General features: G+C 72.0%; 11 protein-coding genes and 1 CRISPR repeat array. Of the genes, 1 reads left to right on the top strand and 10 read right to left on the bottom strand.

The genetic code is table 11. The annotated features are described in order from the left end of the window. Nucleotides 1-35: 35 nt before the first annotated feature. On the top strand, nt 36-425 hold the full coding sequence (locus ACFYUY_RS34685) for a hypothetical protein (RefSeq protein WP_387906678.1): 390 nt from the start codon (nt 36-38) through the stop codon (nt 423-425). 61 nt (nt 426-486) lie between these two features. Here ACFYUY_RS34685 and ACFYUY_RS34680 read toward each other — a convergent pair whose 3' ends face one another. The 10 genes from ACFYUY_RS34680 to ACFYUY_RS34635 form a co-directional block, all read right to left on the bottom strand. Beyond that, complete coding sequence (locus ACFYUY_RS34680) at nt 487-1,614, bottom strand: DUF6183 family protein (protein WP_387906676.1); 1,128 nt, start codon at nt 1,612-1,614, stop codon at nt 487-489. A 1,785-nt stretch (nt 1,615-3,399) separates the two neighbouring features. Continuing rightward, nucleotides 3,400-3,720 carry a type I-E CRISPR-associated endoribonuclease Cas2e gene (gene cas2e / locus ACFYUY_RS34675; RefSeq protein WP_387906673.1) on the bottom strand — a complete coding sequence of 107 codons (321 nt, stop codon included), beginning with the start codon at nt 3,718-3,720 and terminating at the stop codon, nt 3,400-3,402. Nucleotides 3,721-3,763: 43 nt separating this feature from the next. Then, on the bottom strand, nt 3,764-4,687 hold the full coding sequence (cas1e, locus tag ACFYUY_RS34670) for a type I-E CRISPR-associated endonuclease Cas1e (RefSeq protein WP_387906825.1): 924 nt from the start codon (nt 4,685-4,687) through the stop codon (nt 3,764-3,766). 59 nt (nt 4,688-4,746) lie between these two features. Beyond that, complete coding sequence (cas6e, locus tag ACFYUY_RS34665) at nt 4,747-5,403, bottom strand: type I-E CRISPR-associated protein Cas6/Cse3/CasE (protein ID WP_387906671.1); 657 nt, start codon at nt 5,401-5,403, stop codon at nt 4,747-4,749. Continuing rightward, on the bottom strand, nt 5,400-6,224 hold the full coding sequence (cas5e, locus tag ACFYUY_RS34660) for a type I-E CRISPR-associated protein Cas5/CasD (protein ID WP_387906669.1): 825 nt from the start codon (nt 6,222-6,224) through the stop codon (nt 5,400-5,402). The genes cas6e and cas5e overlap by 4 nt, the downstream gene beginning before the upstream one ends. Beyond that, nucleotides 6,221-7,417 carry a type I-E CRISPR-associated protein Cas7/Cse4/CasC gene (gene cas7e / locus ACFYUY_RS34655; protein WP_387906666.1) on the bottom strand — a complete coding sequence of 399 codons (1,197 nt, stop codon included), beginning with the start codon at nt 7,415-7,417 and terminating at the stop codon, nt 6,221-6,223. Before cas7e ends, cas5e begins: the two co-directional genes overlap by 4 nt. A 52-nt stretch (nt 7,418-7,469) precedes the next feature. Beyond that, nucleotides 7,470-8,309, bottom strand: coding sequence for a type I-E CRISPR-associated protein Cse2/CasB (gene casB, locus ACFYUY_RS34650; RefSeq protein WP_387906664.1), 840 nt, complete (start codon nt 8,307-8,309; stop codon nt 7,470-7,472). Continuing rightward, nucleotides 8,306-9,916, bottom strand: coding sequence for a type I-E CRISPR-associated protein Cse1/CasA (gene casA, locus ACFYUY_RS34645; protein ID WP_387906661.1), 1,611 nt, complete (start codon nt 9,914-9,916; stop codon nt 8,306-8,308). The genes casB and casA overlap by 4 nt, the downstream gene beginning before the upstream one ends. A 216-nt stretch (nt 9,917-10,132) precedes the next feature. Further along, on the bottom strand, nt 10,133-12,955 hold the full coding sequence (cas3, locus tag ACFYUY_RS34640; protein WP_387906659.1) for a CRISPR-associated helicase Cas3': 2,823 nt from the start codon (nt 12,953-12,955) through the stop codon (nt 10,133-10,135). 393 nt (nt 12,956-13,348) lie between these two features. After that, nucleotides 13,349-16,978: direct repeats of the CRISPR family, unit length 29 nt; unit sequence CTCCTCCCCGCACCCGCGGGGGTCAGCCG. 77 nt (nt 16,979-17,055) lie between these two features. Further along, on the bottom strand, nt 17,056-17,538 hold the full coding sequence (locus tag ACFYUY_RS34635; protein ID WP_387906657.1) for a hypothetical protein: 483 nt from the start codon (nt 17,536-17,538) through the stop codon (nt 17,056-17,058). Nucleotides 17,539-17,806 lie beyond the last annotated feature (268 nt).

The following is a 17,806-nucleotide window of genomic DNA, read 5'->3' as shown; positions in this document are numbered from 1 at the left end:
CCGAAATACGCCAGGAGATCGGCGAGGGCCTGCAGGTGGTCGAGGACTGGACCGGTCAGTCCGTGTGCACCCACGCTTTCGTCCACTACGAGCTGCCCTACGCGTGCGTGTCGTGCCGGATCAGCTTCAAACGCCATCCCAGCGAAGCCGGACACACTTGCCCGCGCTGCACCGGGCCGCTGCTGTCGGCCGGCCACGACTTCGCGGCACCCCGACGCAGCAATCGGGAGGCATGGTCGGTCGTCGCCGTGGTCCTGAACGCCGGGCTGCGCTACGAGGGCTTCGGGCCATGCGGTTGCGGACGGGACCCGAAGTTCCGCCCCCGTACCCGTGCCCAGCTGCGTGCTCGCCGCATCGTCGCTGCTCGCTCCGGCGCCCCGCTCGCCGAGCTGCTCGGCCAGGCTGACCCGCTGGAGACCCATTGAACCCGGCAGGGTTCGCGCAGTTCACGTGGCCCGGCTTCTCGACGCACGAACAGCTGCCGACTCAGTCAGTGTCGGTCGCAGCGAGCACGGCCAGGCGCCGTCGGCCCGGGGAGAGCACGGCCAGGCCGATGTCCCAGGCCACCTGTTCGAACCATTCGGTGTCGGCGCCGAGACCGTGCCAGACGCAGTCCAGCGCGTGCGCCTCGACCTCGGCAGCGCTGGTTCCTGCCGGGCTTCCGGCCAGCGCGGCCAGCGACCTCCAGGCCGCCAGACGGCCGTAGGCGCCGTAGGAGCCCGAGTTGTACGCCCCTCCCGTCGACGCCGCGGCGAAGAGCATCCGCCATGCCTGGGCCGGCGGACGGACAGCGACTGACAGAGGGGTCTTCTTCTTCCCCGCCCCGCGCAGACACTCCAGCCCCAGTGCCAGGAGCACGGCCGGGACGGACTCGGCGTCCAGCGGTTCGGCGAGCTCGAACGCGCGCGCCTCGATGCGCCCGTTGGACTCCTCGGCCCAGTTCGCCACAGCCGTGCCCATCGCGGCGGCGGTGGCCGGGGTGGTCGTCTCCTCCGCCGCCGGCACACGCGCGTCGGCGTCCACCGCCAGTTCGCGACTCTCCGATGGCCCGTACGGCATCGCGTGACTACTGCCGCGGATGCCGTAGCTCGGCAGATCCGCTCCCTCCTCCATACCGGACGGCATCAGGGGCAGCCAGCCCAGCGGGTGGTGACTCCAATGCGGCGACGTCGCCCAACCCGCGATCCCCGGCACCTCCCCGACGACCGCACCCCTGAGAACCAGCTCATGGACCAGACAGGCCCGAAGCTCCTCCGAAGCCCGGCCGGTGAACGCCGCAGCCAGGTCCGCCGCCTCATGGCTGGAAGCCAGCAACGAGGCCGTGTAGCGATCCAGCTTCCTGCTGGTGACCTCAGCCGAGGAGACCAGCCGCAGCGCCTGGATGACATTCTCGGGGCCAGAGGTGGTGGCCAACAGCCGAAGCAGATGGTCGAAGACACTTCGGTACTGCCACATCTGCCCCGCGGTACCGTACGTCGTGGCGAGAGCGATGCCAAGATCAGCAGCAAAGGCCGCGTCCCCCTGCGCGACCCGGCGATCGGCCACCGCCCACACGCCGGTGACGTCCGTCAGCTCCGGCAACCCCGCCACGATCTTCTGTATCTCATCGGCCACGCGCCGAGCCTACGCATCCGGCTGCCCCTCCACATCTCATAATCGATCCTTTCCCAGAGCAAGATCGGAGACAGTCGCCGGAGGATCCCTTGACGCCCGATCGGCTCTCAGAACCGGCTCTCACTCAAGTGGTGCCGTACCGCCGTTCCGGGAATGGTTTGTGAGAGGACCCGGGCGTGACGGACCCTCAGGACACCACCGAGAGCGACGCCGACGACGTTGAGCGCCACGACTGCCCGCGCTGCGGCGTCCAGCCCGGCTCGCTGCCGCTCGCGCTCGGGTGCGGTCGCCGGGATCTACCACAGCGGCCGGTTCAAGAGGGTCGCCCGGCTCTCCGAGCTGCTGCGGGTGCCGACCCCGGCCGACCGCGGCCCCGGCCGGCCCTGGCGGCCCGGCGCCCCTCCGCCGGCCGCGCCCGAGACGGACACCGCGGGCGCGGACGTCCGCATCGGGTATGCCCGGTGCAGCCACCTCACCCAGGAGATGCAGTCGCAGCTGCACCACCGAGTTCAAGAGGTCCTCCCCCGCACCCGCAGGGTCGGCCCGAGAGCGGCTGCCGCGTCAGCCGGCTGCGTACTTCCCCACATACCAACGGGGCGCAGCAGGCCTACGACGGCAACGCCCTCCTCAGCCAACTCACAGCGCCAGGCGCCTCCCCTGGCGGGAGGTTATGTACCTGTCCTCGAAGGCGACCGACATGCGCGACATCCGCTTGGCAACTGTCACGGCCGCGTGAATGCCGGTCAGATCTGGATAGACCCCCGCGAGTGCGGGGAGGGTGCACATCGACTCTCCAAGGTGCCGGCGAGAGGCGGCTGACCCCCGGACTCCGGGGAATAGCAGGGGCGCACCAGTCCGAGAGTACCAGGCGCCGATTCCAGAGAAAAAATCTTTAATGGCCACAAGTACTTTAGAAGTATCAATATCACCAATGCCACTCTTCACTGGAGCGTTCCTCAATACCCCACACTCAACGCGCCCAATCTAAGCCTCTGGCTGGGACCTTGAGGAGAGACGGTGATGCATAACTCGACCTCCCGTGAGCGGCGAACGGCACGCCTGCGCTAGGATCGCCACCGAACCACTGCAGGTCCAATTCACGCCCACGATGACCCGCAGGAATTTTCCGATAATCTTTTTTCTCATTTAAAGGAAAACAGGTGCACGACAACCACGTATCGCTTCCATGGTCACTGGAGAAGTTCATGGCGAGCCTGCTCTCGGCTCTCATCGCCAAGGCGCTCGAAGCTCTCATCCGGCGCCTGCAGGACCGCAAATCAAGGCAGCAGGGCCGGCCTCGCGCCGGGCGCCGATTTCAAGGCCGCGGTCGTACAGGAATCCGCCGACCAGCGGGCCGCACGCGCCCGCCGCAGAAGGGCTCGGAACGTGAACGGCGGCTCTGCTGCGGAAGCCGCCGTGTAAAGCGCTGAAGGGTCGACACGGGCCTGATCACGTCCGGCTCGGTGGTCCTGGCAATCCGCCCCCACAGCAGGAGTAGGCGCTGGACAATACGTGCGAGCAAGCAGAAGCTCTCAACGGTCCATGTCGTCAAGCCACGAGAGCGTTCGACCGTGTTCCTTCAGCTGCGATGCGCTGGCGACGACTTGGACGAGCGTCGGGGGTCGCTCGAGGATCCTTGTCCCGGTGCTGTCTGATTGGCCTGCGACAGCACCGCCGGTAAGTCAGAAGGCCTTGACCAGGTGCAGCCGCCACTGCTCGGCTGCACCCTTGGCACAAGGAAGACCGGCGATGATGCCGGATCGATCCGTTCGGACAGCATCGTCCCTACGTTTCGACCATGGCGCGACCGTTCATGGACTGGATACCCCTCATCGCGACCAGAGTCAGCCCGTCGAAGTCCACGGGCTGGCGGCGCTGCTCGCCGGCAGTCCGCAGTTCGAAGCCCTGCTCGTTGGCCGCTGTGTGGATGAGCACCGCCACGCCGTCGCCGACGCAGGCGCTGACGGCCTGCCAGAGTTCCTCGCGCACCTTGGCGGAGACGGTGCCGACGTAGAGCTGGGGCGTGACCTCGATGAGCCAGCGGGTGAGGGCGCCGCGGAGGTGGTCGGGGACCGCCGTGGCGGACAGGACGGTCATGGCTGCCACGGGTACCTCCCGCCCCCGCGAGGGCACGCCGGCCTGCGGGCCCTCACAGCAGTTCCTCCCCCGCGTAGTTGACCCCGCCCGGGATGGGGCCGGAGACCGGGTCCCACAGGTCGACGAGCTGCTCCTCCGGGTCTGGGAGGGCGATCTCCTGGTCCGGGGCGAGGAGGCGCTGGATGTCGGTGACGATGCGCGGCAGCAGGCGGAACAGGCGCAGGCCGTCACGGAAGCCGCGGCGGGCGTCGGCTTCGGGCTGCGGGGAGGCGTGGAGGGAGAAGGCGAGCGGGATGGTCAGTTCGGCCTTGTACAGGTCGGCGACGTCGTAGACGAAGGCCTGCTGGTTGCCGCTGTGGACGAAGCCGAGGGCGGGTGAGCAGCCGAGGGCGAGGACGGCCGCGTGGACGATGCCGTAGAGGCAGGTGTTGGCGGAGGAGAGGGCGAGGTTGACGGGGTCCTGCGTGTCCCAGGAGTTGGGGTCGTAGTTGCGGCGGAAGCGGCCGATGCGGTGCTGCTGGGCGAGGAGGCGGTAGTGGGCCTTGACCCTCTGGCCTTCGAGTCCGCGGAGTTGGGTGAGGCCGCTGCCGGCCGGTGCGGTGCCGGGGCCGAAGCGCTGTTCGTACATCGCGGTGGCGACGGCCAGGCGGGTGGTGTCGTCGGCCCAGGCCCGGGCCTGGCGTTCGAGCCAGGTGGTGCTGAGGGACTCGGGGACGGTGGCGGCGTAGCAGCGGACGCCGCCGGATCCGGCGATGACGACGGTGGTGCCGTGGCGGGCGAGGGTGGACAGGGCGCGGGCGGTGATGGAGGTGCCGGGGCCGAGGAGGACGCAGCTGAGGGCTGCGGTGGGGAGGTAGACGGTTTCGGTGCCGCGGTGGGGGCTGGTGACCTCGGCGCAGACGCCGGTGTCGTCCTGGACGATGCGGACGATGTCGAGGTAGAGGAAGGAGAGGGAGTCGGCGATGCGGGGCAGCATGGCGACGGTGGGGGCGGCGAGTCTGCGCCGGGCGCTGCCGGGGTCGGGGCGGTGGGCGGTCACTGGGGCCCCGGGTGGGGGGCGATGCTGAGCAGGCCGCAGCCGTAGGCCTTGCCCTTGCCGATGCCGTCGGTGAGGCGGGTGCGCAGGAGGTCGGCGTCGGTGATGGCGGCGGTGCCTTCGAACAGGACGCGGTCGTGCTTGATGCGGCGCTGGTCGCTGCGGCGGTGGCCCGTGGCGGCGTCGAGGGGGCTGGAGTGGAGGGTGGCGAGGTCGAGGCCGCAGGACCGGGCCTGGCGGGCCCACCATTCGTCGGCGGCCGTGCCCTGGAGGGGGACGACGGCTTTGAGCCGGTAGAGCTCACGGGTGGCGCGGCCGGGCTTGCGGATGGGGTTGGCGGCGATGCGGTAGCGGATGTGGAGGCCGGGCCGCAGGGCGTCCAGGAGCGGGGTGAGGGTCTTGGTCACCGCCTGCCCGTAGCCGGTGGGAAGACGGTCGAGGTCGGGCCGTTGGGCGCTCTGGAGGAGGATCTGGTCGCCGGCGGGCGTGGATTCGGTGCGGAAGAGCACGCCGAGCCGGCGGCGCGGTTCATCGGTGGCTACGTGGTCGGGGAAGAGCGACATCATGCGGTGGTGCAGGTCGACGGCGCCGGCGGTGTCGCGGCGGGCCTCGCGGCTGCGCGGGTCGGGGATGATGCGGGTGAGCCACAGGGTCATGCGGGGATGCTTTCCGGGCGGGTGGTGTGCCGGGCCAGGTGGTCGCCGAGGGCGGTCAGGTAGCCGGCGGCGAGGCCCTTGCAGCGGTCGGCGGGCAGGGTGAGGGTGCGCTGGTAGCGGGGGCGGGCGCGGTAGGCCCGGCGCCGGGGGTGGAAGTCGATCGGGTCGTCGGTGACCTCGCCGGCGGGTGTGCTGCCGTCGTCGTCCCCGGGCTGGGGGTGGTCGCCGAGGCGGTCGAGCGGCTGGTCGCCGTGGAAGACGACGTCGACGGTCCTGGTGCCCGCGCGGGCCCGTCGGGCGATCGGCAGGTGGACGAGGTGGTGCAGCGGTTCGTCGACGAGGCCGAGCAGCAGGGGGCCTTCGGGCGGGCAGGATCGGCGTCCCAGGTAGGGGGGCCAGTGCGGGTCGCGCAGCGCCTGGGCCCACTCGTCGAGGCGGCCGGGGGGCGCGGTGACGACGGCGGTGAAGGCGGCGTCGGCGAGGTAGTAGCGGTGGGAGAGCAGGGTCGCGGTGGCGCCGCTTCGCTTCCTGCCCTCGGCGGTGGTGACCGTGCGGGGTGCGGGCAGGCCGCCGCCGACGGTGTGCAGGTCGCGCAGGATGACGCCCGGACGGTCGGTGCGGACGGTCAGCGAGAGAGCGGCGAGGTCGTTGATGTCCTCGCCCCGTTTGCGGCCGAGGGCCGAGGCGAGCAGGCCGATGACGCCGGAGCGGGTCGGGAAGAGCGCGGTGTCGCGCTCGTTGAACTGGCCGGTCTCGCCCCAGGACTGCAGTGGCGCGGCCAGGCGCAGCAGAAGTCCTCGGGTGGGGGCGGGGGTGCTCATGCGCCGGCTCCGGCGGTGACGGACGCGGCGGCCCCGGTGCGGCCGGTGGTGAAGGCCTCGGCGATGGCGGTGTCGATGAGCTGGGGGAAGGAGTCGACGCGGGTGCCGAGGCCCTCGAGGTCCTTGTCCTCCAGGCTGGCCCAGGCGGCGGCGAGGGTGCCGCGCCTGCCGAGGAGCCTGTTGGCGGCCACGGCGTAGCGGGCGAGGGCGGCGCGGGAGGCGGGGCCGTAGCCGCCGTTCTCGTGGGAGGCGACGGGCTGTTCGAAGGCGGCGGCGTAGGAGAGCGGGCGGTCGCTGCGGACGGCGATGTGGACGAGGTCGGGGATGGTGTGCGGGGCGGTGGCGGTCTTCTTGGCGCGCGGGAGGGAGAGGATGAACGCCTCGGCGAACCCGGCGGCGAGTTCGCGGGCGGCCTCGCGGTCGCCGCCGAGGTTGGCCTCCAGGTCGGCGAGGTCGACGGTGGCGTAGCGGTAGAAGACGCCGGCGCTGAACTCGGCGTGTCCCATGTGGGCGCTGCCGGTCGTGTCCCCCCAGGCGGAGGTGACGTCGTCGACCGCCGAAAAGTAATCCAATTCGATATCCGTACCGTGGGTGGTCAGGGCGTGGGCGACCTGCACCGCGCCGTCGACCCCGGCGTCGTCGACCTCGGCGAGCATGCGGCCGAAGAGGTTGATGACGCCGTTGCGGCCGCGCAGGACGGCGTCGACGGCGTCCCTGGGCAGGACGCTCTTGTCGCCGGCCTTCTTGATGTCCTTGGCGCTCTCGAGCTCGGCGCGGTGCTCCTCGGCCAGGGCGGCGAGTTCGGCGACGGCGGTCTCGGGCACGTACACCATGGCGTTGGTGGTGATGACGGGTGAGTCCTTCGCGGTCTCGAACTTGATGCTGCTGCCCGCGGCGACGTGCTGCCCGGCGCGCTGGGCGAGTTCGGCGGGCCAGCCGTGCTGCTCCTCGAGGAGGCGGGTGACGCGGGCGCCGATGCGGCGGGTGCGCAGGGCCCGTTCGCCGAAGCTGTCCTGGAAGTACTCGCGGACGGCGCGCTTCCAGGACTGGCTGCTGACGCGGGTGCGCTCGGTGTCGCCGTAGCGGACGGTCTTGACCGAGTTGTTGTCGTCGCGGTTGAGGTTGGCGAAGGGGACGCTCTGGACGACGTGGATGTCGAGGAAGCGGGCGGTGGTGCGGTCGGGGCCGGGCATGCTCTGCTCCTTGGAGTGGGTGCGGGTGGCGGTCCGTCGGTGGCCGGAGTGCTCAGGCCCCGGGGGCGGCGGCGTCGGTGGTGCTGGCGTCCGTGGTGTCGGCGTCGGTGGTGTCGGCGTCGGCGGCTTCCGCCGTGTCGTTCTGGTCGTCGTGCTCGCGGGCCCGGCGCTCGCCGTCCCTCTGCAGGGCCCGGTGGTAGTCCTGGAGCCAGATCCGCTTGACGGTGCCGGAGTGGCGCCGCCACTGGCAGAGGTCGACGAGGAGCTGGGCCCAGTCGACCTCCACGTCGCAGCCGCGGAGCTGGCGGACCGCGCCGGGCAGGTGGCGGTGCAGTCCGTCGACGCTCTGCCGGCTCAGCAGGTTCAGGCGGGTCTCGGCCGAGCTCTCGCGCAGACCGCCGGTCTGGCCGCCCTTGATGACACCGTCGGCGAAGGCGTGGCCGAGGCTGCGCGACGGGATCCGCCTGGCCGTCGCGGTCTCCTCGTCCTCCGGACGGTCCGCCTGGTGACCGGCCGCGTCCGCCGCGTCCTCGCCCTTCGGCTCGCTCTCCTTCGACGCCTCGGCCTTCGCGGCGGCGTACTGGTCGCGGCGCTGCGCGGCGATCAGGGAGGCGACGGTGTAGAAGGCGCGCTGGACGTCGCGGCTGCGCGTCTGCTCCTCGGTGAGCCAGGACGCCACGTAGCGGTGCATGAAGGGCACCGCGTCCAGGTCCTTGCCGACGCCGCGGCGCAGGGCCGCGCGGACGCCGGGGTCCTCGTGACTGCGCTTGTCGATCCTGGCGGTGAAGGCACGCGCCCGCCCCAGCGAGGGGATGAGGGAGGTCCCCTTCGGCGTGCCGACCGCGTCGTCCAGCGGTGTGGCGGGCCCCGGAATGGTGCCGGTCGTGCTCATGCGTCCTCCGTACTGGTGTCGCTGCGGCCGGTAGCGCCGGCCGCGCCGGTCTTGGCGGGGCGCTTCACCGGCCCGCCGTACAGCTCGATGCGGGCGGTGGTGCAGGCCCTGGCCCCGCGCATGGTGCCCAGCGCGCCGTAGGTGACGGTGTCGTAGGCCTGCTCGGCGAGGACGCGGAACGCCGCGGCCGCTCCGTCGAAGTCGCGTTCGTTCAGGCGCTTCCAGAACTCGGCCTCGGCGGCGGGCCAGTAGCGGGCCGCGGCTTCGACGGCCCAGGTGCAGTCGCGGATCTTGGGAGCGGAGGTGAAGGCCGCCCACGCCTTCTTGACGGCCCGGTCGAGCCGGTTGCCGTACCGCTCCCCCAGGACGCGCAGACGGCCGATCTCGACGGCGACCGTGACCGCGACCGCGGGCTCCTTGCCCTCTGCGAGGCCGAGTACCGGCGGGGTGAGCGCGTCGACGAACTGGATGTCCTTGGCCTGGCCGTCCTGTTCGAATCCCAGCGCGCGGACCCTCAGGTCTTCCGAGACGTCCAGTGCGGTACGGAACACCTCGGGGCGCCGTGGGCGGGTGCTGCCTGCGGGGTTCTCGAGCAGCAGGGCGTCCAGGTCGCGCCACAGAGCACGCTGGGAGTCGGCGGGGCGGGGGTAGAGGTTGCCCTCTTTGCTGGTCTGCCAGATCAGGTAAGGGTCGCCCTCACGGGGGATCTTCAGTTGGTTCGCCCATGTGATGAACGCGTCGCGCACGTACCGGCCCGTGGCGTCGGGCACCAGCAGCAGCGCGTGCTGGGAGCGGGCCGTGAGGGCGGAGCACGGCCCTTTCAGCGGCGGTGGAGCGGCTGCGGGGTCGGGCAGTTCCGCACGCTCCCACGGGCACAGGTCGCCTTCGCGGGTGACGCCCTTGCCGGGCTCGGGCAGTCCGGCCAGGAGGGTCTCGAACAGGGTCTCGCCCTCCGGGTGGTAGGAGAGCGTGCTTCGCAGCGGTCCGGCCTTGCTGCTCGCCGCCTTGACGCCGCCGACGGTACGGCTGGAGCACCGTCCGGAGGGGCCGTAGTAGTGCCAGACGAGCAGGTGCATTACGGCCTGGTCCGAGGTCGGCAGCTCGGGGGCGGCACTGTTGACGTGCTGGAACCAGGAGTGGTTGTTGCCCGAGGGGCGGGTGGTGATGAGCTTGTCGACACCGGCGGTGTTCGCGGGGTCGCACTGCTCGGCGAGCCGGGGGTCCTGCAGGAACGGACGCACGGGGTCGAAGAGGTCGAAGCGGCCGCGCACCGGCGTCAGGTACCGGTCGACCCGCTCATCGCCGAACCGCCCCTCGGTGATCAGGTCGTCCCGGCGCGCGGACCAGTCGCCGGGACCGGCCTCGTCGAGCTCGGCCACACGGGCGGTGATCGCGTACAGGACGCGGTACAGGGCGGAGAGCGCCGGTGGGTCGGCGATCGCGATCTGCGCGATCTCGTGGGCGCGCAGGAGGAGTTCCCGCAGGCCGACCCTGGGCGGGCGGACGGTGGCGGAGACCGCCGTATCGTTCGTCCCCTGGACGGCGATCCAGCGGACGGGGATCCACGGTTCGTCGAGGAGGTCGTAGGCAGGTGGTGCGGATGACATGCGGCCTCCGGCGAGGCGGGTGCGGGTGGTCACAGGATGGGTAGGCTCTGCGCGGTCCCCGCGAGCGAGCGGGGGTGAGCCGTGCGGTGCCTAGGAAACGGCCGTGTCGGCAGACCTGTCCCCGCGCGCGCGGGGGTCACGCCGGTCCCTGACGGACGACGATCCCGCTCGGGGACCGGCATAGCCAACGTAGCGTCAAGTGCGGTGCCTATGACGCTAGTTCTCGGAAATTCCCACGTTCGAGTACATGAGTCGCCGCTCCCCCAGCCGGGCCGTCCACCGGTCACCGTCAGGGCGCATGCGCAGCAGCGCCAGGTCGGCGAGCAGGGGCCGGTCACCCCACGCCTTCGGTACGGCGTTCTCCTCCGTGCGACCGGCTGTCCACCGCCCGGGCAGCGGCACGGTGTGCCGCATGATCAGCGCGATCTCGTCCCGGTTCGCCGCACCCGTGGGCAGCGGAACGTCGTGGTCGGGATCGAGGCTCCATCCGGTCCCCCGTTCGAAGAGGCATACGACGCGGCCGCTGTCCGCCCCGAGTCGGGTGGTCAGCAGATCCTCCGAGACGGCGAAGCCGCGCTCGCTGAGCTTGGAGAGGTCGTCGACCACGTCGTCCGGTGACGGGATCACGGTGATCTCCGCCAGCTGTTCCTCGGCGGCCTCCGAGGCGATGCGCTCGACGTCCATGCGCTGGAGCTCGGCCGAGGCGGCCTTCTCCAGGTCGGCGCCGAAGTCGTCCGCGTAGACCTCGTCCACGAGCCGCTGGACATCGCCCGGCACCTCGACGACGCCGCCGGACTGCCGGGCGAGCAGCAGGCTGGTGCGGCGCAGCAGCGATGCGTCGTAGACGGTGCCCCAGGAGCGGGGTGCGGCCACGCGGCCCTTCCCGTCGGTCGGCTCCAGCACGACCATGCGCGGCTCGGCCACCGGACCGGTCCAGGCGGGACGGTCGGCGCGCTCGTGGCGCTTGGCACGGCCGGCCCGCTGCAGGAGCTGCGCGAGCGGGGCGAGGTCCGAGACGATCAGGTCGAAGTCGAGGTCGAGGGACTGTTCGACGATCTGGGTGGCCACCAGGATCGATCCCTGGCGCGGGGCCGCCGCCGTGTCGCTCGCGGGCGTCCCGTACGCGGCCTCGCACTCGGTGGTGATACGCCGGCGCTCGTGGGCGGGATAGCGGGAGTGCAGCAGCCGCAGGCCGCCCTCGCGCGCGGCGAGGTCGGGCAGGACCGACGCCAGGTAGCGGTAGGTGCGCTGGGCCTCGTCCACGGTGGTGCAGCAGACGAGGACGCAGCCGCCCTCGGTGGTCACCGGTTCGAGGATCTCACGCAGGGCATCCCGGCGCCCCTGCCGTCTGGGCTTCCCGGCGACCTCCTCGTCCCGGACGTCCCAGTGCACCCGGCGGGTCTCGATACACAGGGTCCTGGTGCGGCTGCTGCCCACCTGGCGCGGCGTGGACACCTCCCCGCTGCCCGCGTCCACGAACAGCCACCCCGGGTAGCAGGGCTCCACCGCGGAGGGCTCCTGGAACCCCGCACCGCGCCGGTAGGCGTCGACGAGCGACGAGGCCGCCCTGCCGGTCAGGGTCGCCGACAGCAGCACGACCGGGGCGCCGAACGCGCCGAGCCACTCCAGCAGCCGCACCAGCAGGCTGTGCATCCACGGGCCGTAGGCGTGCGCCTCGTCCACTACCAGCACCTTGTCCGACAGGCCGAACAGCCGCAGGAAGCCGTAGCGGACCGGCAGCACCCCGGTGAGTGCCTGGTCGACGGTGCCGTTGGCGAGCGGCGCCAGCAGGCCCCGCCGCCCCGTGCGCAGCCACTGGCCGGCCTCGGTGTCCGCGAGGACCGCCGACCCGTCCGTCGCCCCTTGCCCGGGGGCGTAGTCCGGGCTCAGCCAGGCCATGCTGTGCAGCAGCGTCAGCGCGCGATCGCCCTCGACGTTCTTCTTCGCGAACCGGCGGACGCGGGTGAACATCGCGTCCGCCGTGGCCATCGTCGGCAGCGCGAAATAGAGCCCGGAGGCACCCGAGGCCCGCGCGATCACGGAGGCCGCGTGCAGGGCGGTCTCGGTCTTGCCGTCCCCGGTCGGGGCCGCGACCAGCAGCAGCCCCGGCCCCTCCACCACTGCGGGAAGGTGCTCCGCGACGTCGGCCTGCAGCATGTTCGGGGGAAACGGGAACTGCTGGGAGAACGCCTTCCCCGGAAACGCCGCCCGCCCGAGGCCCGCCTCCCGCACCCACGTCGGCGCGGCCTTGGCTGCCACATCGAAGTGCTCGGCGAGCTCCGAGTCCCCGGTCTTCCAGCCCTCCCCGGGCATCCGCGGCTCGATGACGTCGACCTGGCTGACCAGCCAGTCGGCCACCACGACCAGCCCGGCGACGACCACCGCCAGCTCACCGGGCAGCACGGACCCCAGCGGCTTCTCGGCCCCAACCGTCCGCCTGACCGCGTGGGCGTGCGCGAGCCGTTGCTCGCGCCAGCCCTCGGCGGTGCCGAGAGCGGGTTGGTAGCCAGACGGGTTATTGATCTCCTTCACCTGCAGCGTGGGGGCGAAGCATCCGTGGTGCCCGCCGAGCAACTGGGCGATCTGGTGGGCCGGCGACTTCCTGACCGGCTTGTGGAGCGGGTAGCCGCACTGCTTGAAGAACTCCACCAGCCCCCAGTGCGTGGCCGTCTCGTGCCTCAGGTTTCCGCTACGCCTCGCCGCCGGATTGTCCTCCGCGTACGCCGGGTCCCCCACCAGCTTCGCGAACTCCCCGGCGACCTGCTGCTGGAAGTGCAGCGAGATCTTCCCGACGTCGTGGAGCCCAGCCCACAGCATCACCATCGCCCGGGCCTCGGACTCGCTGACGCCAACGGCCCCAGCGACCCGCGCCCGCACGCGCTCGCTAGGGACCGCGTCCCACAGCGCGCCTGCGACCGCGGCGGTGTCCAGGAGGTGGCAGATCACGGGGTACGGACCAGGCAGGCCGGCCCTCTTGCCCCACAGGCGGGAGTCGGGATCGACCGGCTCGAATCCACCAATGGGCTGGCTCTCGTTCATACCTGAGGGTCTATCAGCCGTCACTGACAATGCTGATGGCCCTCACATCGGATTCAAGGGCAGGCGAGAGCCTGGCCGACGGGCCCCTCGACGCATCGTCCGAAGTCACTGGGACCCGAGGAGCGTGCGGCGTAGGTCGTGTAACGATTCAGGCACCTCCATCCAGCCCCAACCACCCTTTAAGTTGGAGCTTTTGGCCACTCGCGGGTCCGACACGAGAGCGGCGAGCCTCCGGCGATCAGGTCGGCCCCCTACTCTGCGGGGGCCGCCGCCTGTCACCGGCACCCGTGGCATCATGTGAGCGCTCCTTGACACTTCGATACTGGGCATCAGACACACCACCCGCATGGTCAAGAAATCGCAAAGCCTCCACAACGCCGCAGGTCACGAAGTCTCCTCCCCGCACCCGCGGGGGTCAGCCGCCCAGATCCGGGAGGTTGCCCTGCCGGGCTGGCTCCTCCCCGCACCCGCGGGGGTCAGCCGCGCGGTGTGCGGCGCGGTTCAGGCTGTGGAGCCTCCTCCCCGCACCCGCGGGGGTCAGCCGTCCTCGGGGTGGAACTGAGGGACATCGGGGTCCTCCTCCCCGCACCCGCGGGGGTCAGCCGTAGTAGACCGACCGGGCCGGGCCGCTCTGGGTCTCCTCCCCGCACCCGCGGGGGTCAGCCGTTGTGCATCACAATCGGCGGAGACACTAGGATCTCCTCCCCGCACCCGCGGGGGTCAGCCGCCCCAGGCCTGCGGCTTGATCCGCAGGGACTGCTCCTCCCCGCACCCGCGGGGGTCAGCCGTCGATCACGGCGTCGACCCGGGCGCGCAGGTCCTCCTCCCCGCACCCGCGGGGGTCAGCCGTCGATCACGGCGTCGACCCGGGCGCGCAGGTCCTCCTCCCCGCACCCGCGGGGGTCAGCCGCATCAGCATCGTCTTGCCGTAGCCGGGGAGGCCTCCTCCCCGCACCCGCGGGGGTCAGCCGATCCAGCCATCGTCATATCTGGTCGGCGTGTCCTCCTCCCCGCACCCGCGGGGGTCAGCCGCTGTCCCCCCGGGCCCGCGCCGAGATCGGGCGCTCCTCCCCGCACCCGCGGGGGTCAGCCGGGCGCGGGCGTCGCCGTGCGCCCCGCCCGCCGCTCCTCCCCGCACCCGCGGGGGTCAGCCGAGGGTTCCGGCCCAACCCTTACGGGCTGTGCTCTCCTCCCCGCACCCGCGGGGGTCAGCCGGGCACTGCTCCACACTCCCGGATGACGTTGGTCTCCTCCCCGCACCCGCGGGGGTCAGCCGGGACCCCCCTTTGACACACCGGTGCCAGGGATCTCCTCCCCGCACCCGCGGGGGTCAGCCGGAGTTGAACGGCACGGACGAAGAGGCGCTGGCCTCCTCCCCGCACCCGCGGGGGTCAGCCGCTGGTCGACAACGGCCGGGACTGGCTGCGCAGCTCCTCCCCGCACCCGCGGGGGTCAGCCTCGTCCCCTTCCGGCGAAGGCGTAGTCGAGGGCCTCCTCCCCGCACCCGCGGGGGTCAGCCGGGCTTGTCGGTGCTGATCAGGACGACGCGGGACTCCTCCCCGCACCCGCGGGGGTCAGCCGACCCGCGAGGCCGAGACCGCGGCGCCGACGGCCTCCTCCCCGCACCCGCGGGGGTCAGCCGAACTCCGCGCCCGCCAGGCGCAGGCCCGTGAGCTCCTCCCCGCACCCGCGGGGGTCAGCCGCCGCTCGTGCGGGACGCCCGCCGGGCGCTGTCCTCCTCCCCGCACCCGCGGGGGTCAGCCGCAGTCCATCACCGCAGGTCGGGGCCGGTCACCCTCCTCCCCGCACCCGCGGGGGTCAGCCGCTCTGATTGAGGTTCAGGCCCGCCGACGGGGCCTCCTCCCCACACCCGCGGGGGTCAGCCGGCTGTGCGCCGGTCGGCATCGCGGCGGACGTGCTCCTCCCCGCACCCGCGGGGGTCAGCCGGTCCGCAACGGCAAGAAGACGAAGCAGTACACCTCCTCCCCGCACCCGCGGGGGTCAGCCACTCGACGGGCCAGCTCGGCGTGTTCCGCGTCCCTCCTCCCCGCACCCGCGGGGGTCAGCCGTCGTCCGAGCTGGGCTGCGACACCAACGCGCTCTCCTCCCCGCACCCGCGGGGGTCAGCCGCTGTCGGTCGCCGCCGCCGTGCGCGAGGTGATCTCCTCCCCGCACCCGCGGGGGTCAACCGCCGAGCGCCGCCACCTCGCCCGCTTCCCCCACCTCCTCCCCGCACCCGCGGGGGTCAGCCGGGGGCGCAGCCGGCACAGGCCCCGGTGGCGAACTCCTCCCCGCACCCGCGGGGGTCAGCCGCGGACGACATAGCCGCGGCAGCGCTCGGTATCCTCCTCCCCGCACCCGCGGGGGTCAGCCGGTCTTCTCGACGCAGGCCTCGTCGGTGCAGCCTCCTCCCCGCACCCGCGGGGGTCAGCCGTCCAGCGAGAGCTGCGTGTTACCCAGGTCTACCTCCTCCCCGCACCCGCGGGGGTCAGCCGTGACCGGCTGCTTTGGCTGGAGAAGCCCGGGGCGACTCCTCCCCGCACCCGCGGGGGTCAGCCGTCGTCCAGGCCGGCCGCCACCTCGCGGCGGCGCTCCTCCCCGCACCCGCGGGGGTCAGCCGGCTCCCGCCATGCTCTCCGTCTCCTGGCATCCCTCCTCCCCGCACCCGCGGGGGTCAGCCGGTCTACCGGTCCACGGCGACCGGCACCGAGTCCTCCTCCCCGCACCCGCGGGGGGCAGCCCCGCGCGGGCCCGTCGGGCGATCGGCAGGTGGACTCCTCCCCGCACCCGCGGGGGTCAGCCGCCGGTGACGGCGCCGGAGGCGCTCTCGACGGGCTCCTCCCCGCACCCGCGGGGGTCAGCCGTTGGCGATGCTGTGCCAGGCGTCTTGGACGTGCTCCTCCCCGCACCCGCGGGGGTCAGCCGTTCCACGGGACGTCGATGCCGTTGGCGCTGAGCTCCTCCCCGCACCCGCGGGGGTCAGCCGATGGACACAGGTCCACCTCTCCTTCGTGTTGTCTCCTCCCCGCACCCGCGGGGGTCAGCCGACCTCGGGTTCCGGCCGCCCTGGAACCGGGCCCTCCTCCCCGCACCCGCGGGGGTCAGCCGATCTGGAAGGTCTCCCTGTAGTCCAAGCCGCGCTCCTCCCCGCACCCGCGGGGGTCAGCCGACGGCCTCGGCCTCGGAGTGTGCCGTCGCCAGCTCCTCCCCGCACCCGCGGGGGTCAGCCGGAGTGGCTGCTCGAAGATCGCCCGGTAGATCCCTCCTCCCCGCACCCGCGGGGGTCAGCCGGCCCGCCAGACGATGCCGGCCTTGGGGGCCGCCTCCTCCCCGCACCCGCGGGGGTCAGCCGCGGTAGCCGCGGCGGTGCAGGTGCGCGGGCAGCTCCTCCCCGCACCCGCGGGGGTCAGCCGCCGACGACGTCGCTGCGGACGCCGCCGGGGAGCTCCTCCCCGCACCCGCGGGGGTCAGCCGGCCCGGGATTCGCAGTCCCGAGCCTTCGCGTACTCCTCCCCGCACCCGCGGGGGTCAGCCGGCGGACCGGCGCACCCCGACCGGCGCCACGCTCTCCTCCCCGCACCCGCGGGGGTCAGCCGGTGGGCAACAAGGTCTTCGTCGGCAGGTGGTGCTCCTCCCCGCACCCGCGGGGGTCAGCCGGAGCTGGGGGCGTGGGCGCGGGCGGTGATCGACTCCTCCCCGCACCCGCGGGGGTCAGCCGATGTGCCCCTGGAGGTTCTTCCACCGGGTGTCCTCCTCCCCGCACCCGCGGGGGTCAGCCGGGCATGCGCGGCTCCATGGTCGAGGTGTACGACTCCTCCCCGCACCCGCGGGGGTCAGCCGACTCGAGTGTTGGCGGTGATGCTGGTGTTCGACTCCTCCCCGCACCCGCGGGGGTCAGCCGCGGACCGGCTGCGCCAACTCGCGGAGCAGGCTCTCCTCCCCGCACCCGCGGGGGTCAGCCGAACACCGGGTCCCCGATGCCGACGCCGTCGAGCTCCTCCCCGCACCCGCAGGGGTCAGCCGTGGCTCTGTTCACGAGTTTCGGTTCTGACTCAACTTCCTTGGCCTCCTCACGCTGCGTGACCGAAGCGGCGAGGTGGTCAGACTAGATTTCCCGGGTGCCTGGCGTTCCAGGAGTCGATGATCGCTGTTCGCTGGTCGTCGAGATTCACGATCTCCTCGGGGGATGCCGGGGCGAAGATATCGACTGTCTCGGGGGCTTCGCTCGACAGTTCCGAGCGGCGAACATATGCCTGTCGCCCGTTGGTGAACTGTCGTAGTTGTCCGGAAGGGTGGACATTGGGCCGAGCCCCTTGGCAGCACAGCAGGCGGCCGTCACGTTCCAGCTGTCGCCGGACCTGGGTGAGGCAGTCGAGATAGTCGGCGCCGCTGAACTCCATACGTGAGCCGGCATCAAGGAGTGTGATGTGAGCTGTGGAAGGATCGCCGAGGTAGATGCTGACGTGACGAACCAGGCCTGCCGCGTCGATGGTCCGAAGGCCTATCTCCTCGGTCCACTTCGGCTGAGGAGCGCTGCTGGTGTCGGTCGTGTCCTGCTCGGGCCGGCTATTCATGTCAACCATGATCTCTACCGTTCGCAGGTCGGGGAAGCACTTACCCCGCCAACAGGACGCGCTTGCAGCCGGCACGTCCGTACATCTGGCGCGACGCCGTCGCCTCGGCTACTGCAGCTACACATTCTTCGAGCAATGCCAGCACCGCATGGCCTGCGCGCGCTGCGACTTCTACACGCCGAAGGCCTGCAGCAAGGGCCAGCCGCTGGAGGCAAAGGAGAAGCTGCAGAAGATGCTCGTGGCCATCCCACTCACCGACGACGAACGAGCCGCCGTC

It is taken from the genome of Kitasatospora sp. NPDC004745 (assembly GCF_042873275.1).
GTDB lineage: Bacteria > Actinomycetota > Actinomycetes > Streptomycetales > Streptomycetaceae > Kitasatospora.
This window is presented reverse-complemented; position numbering and strand designations above follow the sequence as displayed.

Bases quoted from the DNA above. Each gene is read 5' to 3' on its own strand.
- cas1e (WP_387906825.1), bottom strand. From the start codon at position 4,687: ATGCTGCCCCGCATCGCCGACTCCCTCTCCTTCCTCTACCTCGACATC.
- cas6e (WP_387906671.1), bottom strand. From the start codon at position 5,403: ATGACCCTGTGGCTCACCCGCATCATCCCCGACCCGCGCAGCCGCGAG.
- cas5e (WP_387906669.1), bottom strand. From the start codon at position 6,224: ATGAGCACCCCCGCCCCCACCCGAGGACTTCTGCTGCGCCTGGCCGCG.
- cas7e (WP_387906666.1), bottom strand. From the start codon at position 7,417: ATGCCCGGCCCCGACCGCACCACCGCCCGCTTCCTCGACATCCACGTC.
- casB (WP_387906664.1), bottom strand. From the start codon at position 8,309: ATGAGCACGACCGGCACCATTCCGGGGCCCGCCACACCGCTGGACGAC.
- casA (WP_387906661.1), bottom strand. From the start codon at position 9,916: ATGTCATCCGCACCACCTGCCTACGACCTCCTCGACGAACCGTGGATC.
- cas3 (WP_387906659.1), bottom strand. From the start codon at position 12,955: ATGAACGAGAGCCAGCCCATTGGTGGATTCGAGCCGGTCGATCCCGAC.
- ACFYUY_RS34635 (WP_387906657.1), bottom strand. From the start codon at position 17,538: ATGGTTGACATGAATAGCCGGCCCGAGCAGGACACGACCGACACCAGC.